Source organism: Paenibacillus sp. JJ-223 (genome assembly GCF_927798175.1).
In the GTDB taxonomy this organism is placed as follows: Bacteria; Bacillota; Bacilli; order Paenibacillales; family Paenibacillaceae; genus Paenibacillus; species Paenibacillus hubeiensis.
The window spans coordinates 37,350-48,495 of the sequence record NZ_CAKMMP010000013.1; the positions used below are offsets into that span (position 1 = coordinate 37,350).

At 43.5% G+C, this 11,146-nt stretch carries 18 protein-coding genes; 15 read left to right on the forward strand and 3 right to left on the reverse strand.

Translation table 11 applies throughout. The features are described 5' to 3' along the window. Window positions 1-7 precede the first annotated feature (7 nt). Genes L6H98_RS21400 through L6H98_RS21415 form a run of 4 tightly spaced genes read left to right on the forward strand, consistent with a single transcriptional unit; the run spans window position 8 to window position 1,640 of the window. Complete coding sequence (locus L6H98_RS21400) at window positions 8-205, forward strand: hypothetical protein (RefSeq protein WP_236418764.1); 198 nt, start codon at window positions 8-10, stop codon at window positions 203-205. Then, complete coding sequence (locus L6H98_RS21405) at window positions 189-347, forward strand: hypothetical protein (protein WP_236418766.1); 159 nt, start codon at window positions 189-191, stop codon at window positions 345-347. Before L6H98_RS21400 ends, L6H98_RS21405 begins: the two co-directional genes overlap by 17 nt. After that, window positions 344-763 carry a RusA family crossover junction endodeoxyribonuclease gene (locus tag L6H98_RS21410; protein WP_236418778.1) on the forward strand — a complete coding sequence of 140 codons (420 nt, stop codon included), beginning with the start codon at window positions 344-346 and terminating at the stop codon, window positions 761-763. Before L6H98_RS21405 ends, L6H98_RS21410 begins: the two co-directional genes overlap by 4 nt. 22 nt (window positions 764-785) lie before the next feature. Beyond that, window positions 786-1,640 carry a hypothetical protein gene (locus L6H98_RS21415; RefSeq protein ID WP_236418782.1) on the forward strand — a complete coding sequence of 285 codons (855 nt, stop codon included), beginning with the start codon at window positions 786-788 and terminating at the stop codon, window positions 1,638-1,640. A gap of 57 nt (window positions 1,641-1,697) precedes the next feature. On the opposite strand, the gene L6H98_RS21420 is transcribed toward L6H98_RS21415, so the two are convergent. After that, a complete protein-coding gene (locus L6H98_RS21420; RefSeq protein ID WP_236418785.1) occupies window positions 1,698-1,889 on the reverse strand; it encodes a hypothetical protein in 192 nt (63 codons plus the stop codon). Window positions 1,890-2,001: 112 nt separating this feature from the next. After that, window positions 2,002-2,901 carry an HNH endonuclease gene (locus L6H98_RS21425; protein WP_236418790.1) on the reverse strand — a complete coding sequence of 300 codons (900 nt, stop codon included), beginning with the start codon at window positions 2,899-2,901 and terminating at the stop codon, window positions 2,002-2,004. Between the two features lie 86 nt (window positions 2,902-2,987). On the opposite strand from L6H98_RS21425, the gene L6H98_RS21430 reads away from it, so the two are divergent. The 6 genes from L6H98_RS21430 to L6H98_RS21450 all read left to right on the forward strand — a co-directional run bounded on the left by L6H98_RS21430 (window position 2,988) and on the right by L6H98_RS21450 (window position 5,362). Then, window positions 2,988-3,797 (forward strand): DNA adenine methylase, encoded by an 810-nt coding sequence (locus L6H98_RS21430; RefSeq protein ID WP_236418793.1) that lies wholly within the window; start codon window positions 2,988-2,990, stop codon window positions 3,795-3,797. Window positions 3,798-3,809: 12 nt separating this feature from the next. After that, window positions 3,810-4,046, forward strand: a complete 237-nt coding sequence (locus L6H98_RS21435) for a hypothetical protein (RefSeq protein ID WP_236418796.1) — start codon at window positions 3,810-3,812, stop codon at window positions 4,044-4,046. A 44-nt stretch (window positions 4,047-4,090) separates the two neighbouring features. Further along, complete coding sequence (locus L6H98_RS21440; protein ID WP_236418813.1) at window positions 4,091-4,468, forward strand: hypothetical protein; 378 nt, start codon at window positions 4,091-4,093, stop codon at window positions 4,466-4,468. Next, window positions 4,468-4,647, forward strand: coding sequence for a hypothetical protein (locus L6H98_RS21445; protein ID WP_236418826.1), 180 nt, complete (start codon window positions 4,468-4,470; stop codon window positions 4,645-4,647). The genes L6H98_RS21440 and L6H98_RS21445 overlap by 1 nt, the downstream gene beginning before the upstream one ends. Next, the gene (locus L6H98_RS31275) at window positions 4,648-4,773 is read left to right on the forward strand and encodes a hypothetical protein (RefSeq protein ID WP_290371472.1); all 126 of its coding nucleotides are present in this window, start codon (window positions 4,648-4,650) and stop codon (window positions 4,771-4,773) included. A gap of 97 nt (window positions 4,774-4,870) precedes the next feature. Beyond that, entirely contained in the window at window positions 4,871-5,362 is a 492-nt protein-coding gene (locus L6H98_RS21450) for a hypothetical protein (protein ID WP_236418837.1), read from the forward strand. A 44-nt stretch (window positions 5,363-5,406) separates the two neighbouring features. Here the strand turns inward: L6H98_RS21450 and L6H98_RS21455 are convergent, their stop codons facing one another. Continuing rightward, window positions 5,407-7,122, reverse strand: coding sequence for an ATP-binding protein (locus L6H98_RS21455; RefSeq protein WP_236418840.1), 1,716 nt, complete (start codon window positions 7,120-7,122; stop codon window positions 5,407-5,409). Window positions 7,123-7,902: 780 nt separating this feature from the next. Between L6H98_RS21455 and L6H98_RS21460 the strand changes: the two genes are divergently transcribed. From L6H98_RS21460 to L6H98_RS21480, 5 genes are all read left to right on the forward strand, one after another. Beyond that, complete coding sequence (locus tag L6H98_RS21460; protein ID WP_236418843.1) at window positions 7,903-8,061, forward strand: hypothetical protein; 159 nt, start codon at window positions 7,903-7,905, stop codon at window positions 8,059-8,061. Between the two features lie 264 nt (window positions 8,062-8,325). Beyond that, complete coding sequence (locus L6H98_RS21465; protein WP_236418846.1) at window positions 8,326-9,033, forward strand: hypothetical protein; 708 nt, start codon at window positions 8,326-8,328, stop codon at window positions 9,031-9,033. A 29-nt stretch (window positions 9,034-9,062) separates the two neighbouring features. Continuing rightward, window positions 9,063-10,421 (forward strand): ParB N-terminal domain-containing protein, encoded by a 1,359-nt coding sequence (locus L6H98_RS21470; protein ID WP_236418851.1) that lies wholly within the window; start codon window positions 9,063-9,065, stop codon window positions 10,419-10,421. Between the two features lie 70 nt (window positions 10,422-10,491). Continuing rightward, the gene (locus L6H98_RS21475; RefSeq protein WP_236418853.1) at window positions 10,492-10,689 is read left to right on the forward strand and encodes a hypothetical protein; all 198 of its coding nucleotides are present in this window, start codon (window positions 10,492-10,494) and stop codon (window positions 10,687-10,689) included. Window positions 10,690-10,825: 136 nt separating this feature from the next. Then, the gene (locus L6H98_RS21480; protein ID WP_236418856.1) at window positions 10,826-11,038 is read left to right on the forward strand and encodes a hypothetical protein; all 213 of its coding nucleotides are present in this window, start codon (window positions 10,826-10,828) and stop codon (window positions 11,036-11,038) included. Window positions 11,039-11,146 lie beyond the last annotated feature (108 nt).

Here is an 11,146-nt window from a genome sequence, read left to right on the forward strand (position 1 = left end):
GGACATTATGGGCAGTCCATGGACCAGATGGTCCGTTTACGAATACATGAAGCACCGTTTCGTTCGCACGGGCCAAGTACCCGATCAGGACGAGCTGAAGGAGGTCTTTCCGACAATTGATCAAACTGAGCTCCGTGAGGGGATTGCTGAGTTTGGGACAATTGCCAAAGGATGGCCGGAGGTGCCTCATGTCAAAGCTAATTGATTCGCATCACCAAACCCATTTGAGTTACGTTGTCCGCGGTGATGACGGCCGCAAGTTGGCCGAGGTGTTTGTCATCAGACGGGACATGCTGCCGGCGCGCCAGCGGCGCAAGCAAATCATGAAAGGACGGCGGCGCACATGATCAAGTTTACGGTTTACGGGGAACCGGTGGCGCAAGGACGACCCCGAGCTTCGACTCAAGGCGGTTTTGTTCGGTTGTATGATCCGAAAAAGTCAAAGGACTACAAGGATTACGTCAGACTGGCAGCGGCCGAGCATGCGCCTGATGCTTTGCTGGAAGGACCTTTGGGAATGATGCTTACGATTTATCGGCCCATACCGAAGTCCTTCAGCAAAAAGAAAGCAGCGTTGGCCGAGGTCGGAGAGATCCGCCCAGTCAGCAAGCCCGACGTAGACAATTACCTGAAGGGTGTTAAGGATGCTCTCAAAGGCGTTATCTGGAAAGACGACAGTCAAGTGGTCGAAGTGTTTGCTCAGAAGCGATACAGCTCCCGGCCACGCATCGAAGTGAAAATCAAGGAATATTCGCAATTATAAAATTTTGAGGAGATGAACAATCATGGCAAAAGATTACGCAAAATTCATGGCAGTAACAGGGAAGAAAATTGTTTTTGGTGATGAGGATGTAGAACTGAAACTGACCATTCCTCGTAAAGTTGCAGCGCAAAACCTTGAATTCCTGACCGGCAGCTTGAATAAAGAAATCCAGGTGCTTCTCGGTGACCCGCAAGCGTCCTTTGATTTCGAAGAAGAAGACGATCCTATGTACCAAACTTGGAACGGTGGCGGTCGTGTTACAACGGATGCATCCGGGGTGGTAACCAGAATCGAAGGATCTGGCGAGGAAGAGAAGGACGAGAACCAAGCGGAGCTGTTCGACGCCGATGGCACACCATTGGATCAACAGGAACCGAACGGAGACGGCGCTGATCAAACCGGAGAACCCTCCCAAGAGCAAACAGAAGGCGAAGGGCAACAAGTCAGCGAAGAAGGCGCAGGGGAACCATCAACGGACGATTTACCGGACTGGATGCGCGAGGATGGCGGTGACAAGAACGGTGCGCCAGAAATGGACTTCGACGGGCAGGATCAGGGAGAACAACAACCAAATGGCGAAAGCCAAACGGATCCGGAAGGAAATAACGAAGGCGGCAACGATACGAATGAAGGTGATTCGAAAAGTACTCAAACTGAGCAGGACAAGCTCAATCAGTACATCATTGCGAATCGCCCTGTGATCGCAGAGATTACGTTGGATGTTCCTGCAGTGATCGAACGCAAGTTGAGCGACACGTCTCTGACTTGGCGGGACATTGCAAACGATATGGGCATGTCATCAGGAAAGCTGATGGGTGTAGTCTCCAAATACAAGGCTAAGGTCAAAGAGCAAATGACAGCAAACGGGGTAGCGTAAACCCTCACATAGCAACATCCCCTGGCCATGCTCGATCAGGGGATGAAAACTTCGAATTTAATCTTCTTTTACTTTCAAGTCAACAAGATGTCGGCAGTTCGGGCATTTTGTGGTGACAGTAAAAGTTTTCTTCTCATTGATTTCTAATAGGGAAACTAGTTGAACAAGGATACCTGGTAAAGAGATGAGTGCCATTATCAGCGTAAGAGAGTTAATTATTGCTGCATTTAAAAGTGCTTTTTGATCCATAAGCAGCCCCAAAATTAAAAGTCCTAAAAATACAATTAGGAAAACAATTGAGATTATGAATAAGAGCGCATATATGAATCTAACCCATCGCCATATTTTTTTAAGGGGCATACTACTCGTCCTCCCTTTGATCAACAGACCATTGTCTCCAGCGCCACTGAAGAGCATCAATATGGGGAAGCTTGTTGAGATGGCGTAAATCTGAACGGGTTAACTGGATTTCGTCCTTGGTTGTTTTCGCTGAGACGTGGATCCTTGTAGACACTGGTTCAAAAGAGAATAGTCCAGAATCGTAAGCCAAATGATGATTTCCACACAATACCAGACCATTTCGTGGGTCATCAGTGCCATCAGACTTCTTTGGAATGATATGAGCTGCTTGAAGTAAAGGTAAGACTCGCATATCACACACTACACAACAAGCGCCATATCGTTTAAATACATTAAATTTGAATGCCGGCTGGCCAGCTCTATTTCCCACTGTAGCGGTTCTGGATGGCAAGCGTGGAGCTTTAGGCACGAACGGTTCGTCATCTAAATGATCGATTTCATTAGGATGAGCCAAGAAATTGAGAGGGTTTAATTCAACCAAGAATGTACTGGTTGCATCATCCCAGGATACAACTTTACCTATTTGAACCTTTCTCATTTTTCCGACATCAGAAATTACGAATATCGGAAGATTGTAAATAGCGGCGTTCTTAACTGATTGAATTTCATTGCTATCCGTTAAGCCGGATCTAGAGGTTTCGGGATAGTGATATATTATTTCGCTTTCGGAAATTTCGTCAGAGTAGTGTCTGCCAGTATGTAATAAGGAAACTGCTATACCTGCATTATCTTTAGTGTACCTTTGGGTGTTCTTAGAGTCACGATATATACCTGCTTGGCCTGAAAAGAAACGTAGTTTTCGTAACGTCTGTGGCTCTACTTTGTTTGGATCTGCAGTTTCTAATAATTCTTTCCACATAGAATCTCGTCTTGCTAGTTCTATACTGATCGATTGATTCATGAAAACTATCACCTACTTATGTTTGATTAATACAATATTTTGACATGATTCGACTCAATAGGCAATTTTTTAGGAAGGAGATAGTTATGAAAATACCTCGTATTCTCCATTACCCAGGCAGTAAGTGGAGTATGGCCAACTGGATCATCAGTAATATGCCGCCGCACGCGACATATTTGGAACCATACTTTGGCTCCGGGGCACCGCTGTTCTGCAAGGATCGAGCAAACATTGAAACGATAAATGATAAAAACGGCGATGTGGTCAATTTATTCTCACTTGTGCGAGATCGGCCCGATGAACTGGCACGGGCTGTGTACTGGACGCCTTACAGCCGCGATGAGTATTACCGATCATACGAACCAGTTGATGAAGAGGTCGAGAGGGCTCGACGTTTCTTGGTTCGGACCTGGCAAGCTATCGGGGCCAAGACCAGTGACAGAACCGGATGGCGTAGCAACATCCAGTCAGATAAGAGCCCCAATAAACTTGCTTCGGCACAATGGAGGGAGGTCCCAAGGCGCATTCTTCAAGTGACGGATAGATTGCAGGGCGTACAGATAGAGTGCAAGCCTGCTCTTGATCTCATCAAGCGTTATCGTTTGCCTGATGTGTTGATCTATGCGGATCCACCGTATCTCTTATCGACAAGAAGCAATCGGATCTATGCAGATGAAATGACTGAAGAAGAACATGTGCAATTACTCGAGGTCCTGGACAATCATCCAGGTCCGGTGCTGTTGAGTGGCTACGCGCATCCAATGTACGATGACCGACTAAAACATTGGAAACGCGAAACAAAGCAAGTCAAAGCTGAAGCAGGACGCACTCGGACCGAAGTTCTTTGGATCAACCCGGTCGCGGCCGGACAAGTCGGACAGATGCAATTATTCTAAGGAGCTGATGTCATGGCCATCTCACCAAAGGTAATTCAGTTGATCGATTACGCTCTTGCCCCGCTGATCGATGGCGGATGTGAGATCAGCAAGATCAAAATGGTCGTTGCTGCAGGTGCAGAGATCGCCGCCGAAGGTAAAGTCCAAACGGCTGCGGGGCCACTGCGGATTGAGGAAAATGTCTATGTCCCAAAAGGGCGTTCGTATTTAATTGAAGATCGATACCAGGGTTTCGCTTGGGTTCGATAACTTGTAGTAACTCAGTCTTACTGAATTGGGGAGGAAACGACGATATGACAACAAGAGCAACATTGGACAAGCCACTCAGCCGCCGGCAGCAAGATGTATATGATTTCGTTAGGCTCTACATTGAGAATAATGGGTATGGCCCCAGCATTCGCGAAATTGCCGACAATCTTATGATGGCGTCGGTTTCCACGGCTCACAACCATGTTGAGAAATTGATCCGGAAGGGGTATCTCTCTAATAAATCTGGTGGTCCACGAACACTAACATTAACTAAGAACGGCAATCGACCAAAGGTTGTAAGCCAATCAAGCATCATGAAGTGGATCGATAGACAAATGAACAATTATACCGGACATGATGCATTAGCATACGCGATGCTGACCGATTTAAAGACGCGTATTGAGTCGGGGAGGATCTGCTGATGACGGATTATCGCAGCGTGAAGACGAAAACGTGGACCAAAGAACAGATCGAGCAGCACCTGAAGGCGATCGGGGCTGACAAACCACCTGAGCGGCCAAGCAAGGGACCAAAGAGTGTTACGGCTCCAAAGCAATTAAATGGCAGTGGGAAGTATTACAGAAGTGGAGGCGAATGGTAGTTGGAAAGGGATTTTAGAGCGTTGCTTTTGAAATATGATTATCCGCAAGATTTAGTGGAAGGTTGGAGCATGGAAGAATGCGCAGCTGAATGGGAAGAATTCTGCAGCGAAGTCATTCCGGAATAACAAACATCCCCCGCGAGCTTGGCGGCCAGGCGGGGGATAGGATGGTTGATATTTCCTCATTCCTCTTGACATTATAGCATAAAGGGGAATGAGGGGAATGGCGATGGCATGGGGACAAGGGGAACTCTTCGCTAAAGCAAATGAACAGGAGATCCAGCGTACGAAATTCCTGCTTGAAAAATATACAGAAATGCTTGCTTTGATGAGAGATTTCGAAGAATACGAGCAGGAAATGCAGCAGGTAGGCATCGATGGTGAAGCAGCTCGCCGCATCGATCAAACAGATCTGCATGCTGACAAGACGGCAAACGCCACAATTCTGATTGAGAAACAACGTTGGGTTTACAAACGTTACAATTTTTATACACGTCAACTCGAGCGAGCCCAACGACTGATTAAAGACGAAGATGCTCGCAAGGCGGTGGATTACAGATACATTCAAGGGTATTCACGTAAAGAAACGATCTTATTCTTCCGGCGATCACTCAGCGACAGCACCATCAAACGCAAGATTGATGAGGGTATTGAGAGTGTCGGCAATACGTTAAAGCTTATCGGCTTTTTTGAGCAAGATGATGCTGAATTCTAAAAAAAGCTGACGATTACTCGTCAGCTTCTCTTTTTTTTGCATTGTTATCCTTTAATGAAATCTTGCAGTTCGTTTTTAAAGAATTCCAGTTTTTCTGGAGTGTTGTTTAATACTAATTTAGTCAGTTCCATCCCATGAACAATTTTATTGTAATTAAGAGAATAATTTTTAAATAAGCGCTCTAAAACTTCGCTTCCAACAACATCTTTTGTTATGTTTGAAGCTCCTCTAGGAAATAGCTTTATATCTGTAATATCGGCTAGCATAAGTTCAATTTTTGCTTTAATTTCGTCTGGATTTGTAGCTTCTGAAATTTCCTGATTTATAACTTCAGACAATTCTTCATAGCAGTCTAAAAAGTAATTCTCATATTCTCGGAGCTCTAAAATAATTATATTATCTCCATAACTTTCTTTTAATGCGAGAAGTTTTTCATCGGTTTTATTATCTGCATCAATAATTATTTTATAAGGTATTGGGCTCTCTGATATGCCACTTAGAACTAGGTCAAGTTTGCTTTTATACTCCCGCATAGCAGAATTCCTACTGAAATAATTACCAGTTCCCTTCATATTTAAAATTCTGTAGTTATAACCGATCTGTTTTAAGCCGAAATGAGAGAGGATCATCGGAATTACATGTTCCTCAGTTTGTCCTTCTACAAATATTACTTTATCAGACAAAGCATAGTCACTGTTACTTACACCTATATCTTGTAGTAACTCTTGAATGTGATCTAGTTGAGTGAAAGAACTTATTGCATTAAACTTATTGACATGGATTAAATGTTTTTCCGCAGGATAATTAATCAAGATAGGTGAGTGGGTAGTGAATATAAATTGGTGTTCACTGCTCTCACTGACTAAATCATATATAGCTTTCTCTGCAGAAGGATGTAAGAATACTTGTGGCTCATCAAACAGAACTATACTGTTTTCTTTTGTATAGAGTACACATAGTAGTAATAGAACGTGAGTATAACCACTTCCACACTGTGATAAGGGAATCGGAGTATCCATGCCCTCAAAGGATACACTAATAAAAGTTTGTTTCGCTCCGTTAATAGGAGTTCTAATAGAGGTAACATCAGGGAAAATTTGAATGAAAGTTTCAACAATTTTATCAAAGGTTTCTTCCTCATTGTTATGCAGAGTGTAGAGCAACCCGTTGAGGTTAGTTCCATCGATGTTTAAAGAATGGTTTAAACTTGAATCTTCAGTCGAAGGGACGTGTCTGGAACCAGCTATATATACTATTTTATTCTTGAGAAAAATCATTAAATTGTTTAAGAAAGTAGGTGTGTTTGAAAAGGAGACGCTACCTGAACGATCTACATAATGGAACACATAACTGGGAGAATTATTACTAGAATAATTTTCATTTATGTAGACAGGTTTGTATGAATTCTCATGGTAGACTTCTAGCGCACCAAAAGTTGTAGCAATAGCATTCTCACTATATTTGAAAGAAAATCTAAATTTCTGGAAAGTGTTCACCATATATTGGGACTCAACCTTCTTATTTAATTCATTTAATTCTTCGATTGATAAGCTTACTTCCATGATGACTTCTAGTGATTCGGAAGTATTTGCTACACCAGTATCTAGATTGCCCTCTAGAACTTTATATATGGCTTCGATGAAGGCGGATTTACCTGTATTATTTCTCCCTGCCAAAGCATTGATTTTATTATGTAAGTTAATCGGGCCTGTATCTTTTATGCTTTTGTAACTCTTAATATGAACGTTTAGTATTTTCATTATATCCTCCCTATATTTTTTAGTTTCTTGGTGTACCACTATCATTATAATATATAGGATGTCTTAGCAGGAAATTTGACCTCAACGTGAACCTTATTTGCGCTCATCTTGAGACCATGTTGAACCCCACATGACTATTTTTCCGTGATACATTAGGAGCATAGAAAAAGGCGCGAATGAAACGCACGACTGCACAATGCAGCATATGACCGGGGCGTTCCTCTTCGCTCCTTTTCTGTTTTCATCGTAGTTGCCGAGAACATTTTGGACTAAATGCGGAATAGCAAGGATTCAGTAGGAAACAGTGGGTTTGTTCTGCATGATCAGGGCTCACCCGTTTTCTGTTCCTTGACCCGAATTTTGCGTCATATGTAAAATGGTCTTGTTCTTCCTCTCTTGTAACTAAGTACGTACGCTTTTAAAGCAAAGAGCGCAGCGTATTTGCTGCGGACGGTACGGACGCCATTCTTTAAATAGCGTTACAATAGCAGCAGAAGCTGTTATTTTTTATACGAAAAACGTAATTTCCGAAGCAATAATCGTACATATATCAGCAAAAGTCGTTCCTTAATCGGGAGCGGCTTTTTTGCATTGGAGGAATATCAATGAATCGAAAGCGGAAGAAGAAACGGGCCAGCTCTAGAAAGCAGCCTGAGAAGTGCAAAGGTTGTGTATGGGGTAGATGGGATGGAGTAAAACAGTTCTGTAGTAGACCTGAATGTGCAAAGGAGGTAAAATATCCCTAGCACGTTTTCATAGTGTTAGAGGAGGTGAAAGGGCATGAAAAATAGCGTCAGAATTCTTCACCATTCAAACATTGATTCACTTGAGAAGTTGGTTAACAACTGGCTTCATGAACATGTTATGGCTGACATCAAGTCTATTCAATACCACAGAGAATCAAATAGTCATGTGGCAGTTATCTGGTATGAAGGATAGTTAAGAAGGGCACCCATCGTGGTGCTTTTTCTTTTGCTCTCATACGAACAAATGTGAGACGTTTTAAGCCCGTTTAAGTGAGAACGTCCGTTTGCAGGGGTGAACCTTGAAAAGAGCGGAGAGCAGGCGCTGAGTGAGCGTACGCACGAATTTGAGCTATGCCCACAGGTGAAACCAACTCAACACAAATATTACTCTTGACCACCGTCGTCTATTGTCTGATACTGGAAGATGTTGTGTCAGTAATAGATTGGGAGTGGTCAGATGAAGAGGAAGTATATTGCATTAATTGCTTTAGTGATTTTTGTGGTGTGGGCTGGTTCTGGAGTAGCAATATACATATTTGTTGATAAAGATTTCCGTGGAATAACTGGAGATATGTTCGGGGCCGTAAATGCGTTGTTCTCAGGTTTTGCATTTGCAGGACTCATTTATACAATAGCAGTACAAAGACAAGAATTATCTCTACAACGTGAAGCTATTAAAATGCAGACTGAAGAACTGAAAATGCAGAGAGAAGAAACAGCTCGTTCAGCCGATCAATTGGAGGGCCAGAAAAATTTATTAAATCTTCAAATGGCGATGAGTGTTGTTAATGATTTAATCGAAACCCAAAGTAGGAGGGCTGTAGAAGAATACACAATATCCGGTTATAACAATGTTCTAACTTTTTCTGATATGGTTAATTTACGTCAGCATGATATTGGTTTAATTAAAGAAGATGCACCACACTTAAAATCTTACCTCGATACATTTTTTTTCATACTAAACTTTATTCAAATGTATGATTTACAGGATGAACAGAAAGAAATGCTAAATGATTTGGTGAGTATAAATACGTCAGATATCGAACTTAAACTAATACTTATTGCAGTTAAACAAAGTCAACCAAGAATGATAATGCTTGAAGCACATGGTTTCTATCCACGATACCAAAAACTAATTGAAGAATTAACAATGCCATCCTACTAAAGGATGGCATTTCTTATGGAGGTATAAACATGAACATCAGAATCGTGCCGATCGATCAGATCAATGCAGCAGCTTACAACCCTCGGGTTGACCTTCAGCCGGGAGATCCGGAGTATGAGAAGCTTCGACGAAGCATTGAGGAATTCGGTTATGTGGAACCCGTCGTTTGGAATGAACGCACCGGCAACATGGTCGGCGGCCATCAACGGTATAAGATCATGGTCAATGAGCTTGGCCACACTGAATTGCAAGTGTCGGTCGTGGATCTCGATGATCAGCAGGAACGGCTTCTCAATATCGCTTTGAACAAGGTTTCGGGTGATTGGGATGAGGACGCCCTCACACAATTGTTGGTTGAGCTGCAGGCCGACGGGGCAGACATTTCCTTGTCTGGTTTCAATGATGATGAGCTTGAAAATCTGAATCTTGAAATTAACACAGACGATTTGGATATACCTGATGAGCCTGAGCCCATTCCGTTGATTGACCGATTTGTCATCCCACCATTTAGCGTGCTGGATACCCGGCAAGGCTATTGGCAAGACCGCAAGCGGCAGTGGCTACAAATGGGAATAGAGAGCGATAAGGGGCGGAAGGATTCGCTCCTATTTGATATGGAAACTCAATCGGAATTTATGCGTGCAGCGATGGAAGCTGTCGGCAGTAGCACAAGCGTATTTGACCCGGTATTGTGCGAGATAATGTATCGTTGGTTCTGTCCAAAGGACGGTCAGGTGATAGACCCGTTTTCTGGCGGTTCCGTGCGTGGCATAGTGGCCGAATACTTGGGTTACTCGTATACTGGCGTAGACTTACGACAGGAGCAGGTTACTGAGAATCGAAAGCAAGCGCAACTCCTTTATGAAAAAGGGGCTATTGATCGTTCCCCGGAATGGATACAAGGTGATTCGCGTAATATAGCTCATTTGGCAGCACACGTTGAAGCTGATTTTCTGTTTAGCTGCCCGCCTTATGCCGACTTGGAGGTTTATAGTGATGATCCTGCTGATATATCCAATATGGATTATATAGACTTTCTGGCAGCTTACCGAGAGATTATCGCGACAGCAGCCGATAGATTGAAAGAAAACCGCTTTGCTTGTTTTGTTGTGGGGGATGTACGCGATCAACGCGGCGTGTATCGTAACTTTGTATCTGACACCATACAGGCTTTTCAGGATGCGGGCTTTGTCTATTACAATGAGGCCATTTTGATTAATGTCGTGGGCAGTGTGGCTCTACGGGTAGGGAGGCAGTTCAGCAGCCGAAGGAAATTAGGCAAATGTCATCAGAACGTACTAGTGTTTTACAAGGGCAATCCGCAACATATTAAGAAGGAGCTGGGCCCACTTGAAATTGACATGACAGCTTTTGGAGAAATCTCTTAATCTCTCTCGATTGTCGTAGCCACATCGGTTATCATCTCGATAACAACGATAGATAGAGGAGTGAAAGACTATGAATCCAGAGATAGCCGCCCTAAAAGCACGGGCCGAATCGTACAAGCTGTTATACAAAACCAAGAAGGTCAGCCGTGACGAGGCCATGGTTAACATCCAGCCGTATATTGATGCGGTGAATGTCAAGGCCACGGCAATAGCCAAGAAGTTCAATGTTCGTCCTAGACTCGTTACTGTTACCGGATTTTTGCGGTAATAAAAAGGGAGACGCTCGAACGTCCCCCTGATCACCCAGGGTATCCCCCGGCTGAGATAGCGGCCCGCCGCGCGCGGCATTTATGCAGACATCCGCTATCTCGCATTCCAGTATAACGGAAAGCCGAGGGGACTACATGAGAACACAAGATGAAATTTTGTTGCAACACGAGCTCGAAGTCGCAGAGGGTATCCTCGAATCTAAAGAGCAATACCGCAAAATCGTCAAAGCAGCAATCGCCCAGTGGGTTAAAGACCTGCAGGCCGGACATATAATGATGAAGACGGTCGACGATTTGGAACGACTTATCGAGTTGGATATCAAGTTACAGAAGGATGATGATCTGTGATGTACGTAATTGTGTTAAATAGGCGAGGTCATACCTTATATTGCTTGTAGCCGCCCCAGTAAGGGCGGACTAAACTAAGAACGGATGATTTATATGAAAAGCAACATT

Excerpts from the sequence above, each read along its gene's own strand:
- L6H98_RS21400 (WP_236418764.1), top strand. The coding sequence starts at position 8 with ATGGGCAGTCCATGGACCAGATGGTCCGTTTACGAATACATGAAGCAC.
- L6H98_RS21475 (WP_236418853.1), top strand. The coding sequence starts at position 10,492 with ATGAATCCAGAGATAGCCGCCCTAAAAGCACGGGCCGAATCGTACAAG.
- L6H98_RS21455 (WP_236418840.1), bottom strand. The coding sequence starts at position 7,122 with ATGAAAATACTAAACGTTCATATTAAGAGTTACAAAAGCATAAAAGAT.
- L6H98_RS21445 (WP_236418826.1), top strand. The coding sequence starts at position 4,468 with ATGACGGATTATCGCAGCGTGAAGACGAAAACGTGGACCAAAGAACAG.
- L6H98_RS21480 (WP_236418856.1), top strand. The coding sequence starts at position 10,826 with ATGAGAACACAAGATGAAATTTTGTTGCAACACGAGCTCGAAGTCGCA.
- L6H98_RS21465 (WP_236418846.1), top strand. The coding sequence starts at position 8,326 with ATGAAGAGGAAGTATATTGCATTAATTGCTTTAGTGATTTTTGTGGTG.
- L6H98_RS21440 (WP_236418813.1), top strand. The coding sequence starts at position 4,091 with ATGACAACAAGAGCAACATTGGACAAGCCACTCAGCCGCCGGCAGCAA.
- L6H98_RS21420 (WP_236418785.1), bottom strand. The coding sequence starts at position 1,889 with ATGGATCAAAAAGCACTTTTAAATGCAGCAATAATTAACTCTCTTACG.
- L6H98_RS21415 (WP_236418782.1), top strand. The coding sequence starts at position 786 with ATGGCAAAAGATTACGCAAAATTCATGGCAGTAACAGGGAAGAAAATT.
- L6H98_RS21430 (WP_236418793.1), top strand. The coding sequence starts at position 2,988 with ATGAAAATACCTCGTATTCTCCATTACCCAGGCAGTAAGTGGAGTATG.
- L6H98_RS21450 (WP_236418837.1), top strand. The coding sequence starts at position 4,871 with ATGGCGATGGCATGGGGACAAGGGGAACTCTTCGCTAAAGCAAATGAA.
- L6H98_RS21410 (WP_236418778.1), top strand. The coding sequence starts at position 344 with ATGATCAAGTTTACGGTTTACGGGGAACCGGTGGCGCAAGGACGACCC.
- L6H98_RS21460 (WP_236418843.1), top strand. The coding sequence starts at position 7,903 with ATGAAAAATAGCGTCAGAATTCTTCACCATTCAAACATTGATTCACTT.
- L6H98_RS21405 (WP_236418766.1), top strand. The coding sequence starts at position 189 with ATGTCAAAGCTAATTGATTCGCATCACCAAACCCATTTGAGTTACGTT.
- L6H98_RS21435 (WP_236418796.1), top strand. The coding sequence starts at position 3,810 with ATGGCCATCTCACCAAAGGTAATTCAGTTGATCGATTACGCTCTTGCC.
- L6H98_RS21425 (WP_236418790.1), bottom strand. The coding sequence starts at position 2,901 with ATGAATCAATCGATCAGTATAGAACTAGCAAGACGAGATTCTATGTGG.
- L6H98_RS21470 (WP_236418851.1), top strand. The coding sequence starts at position 9,063 with ATGAACATCAGAATCGTGCCGATCGATCAGATCAATGCAGCAGCTTAC.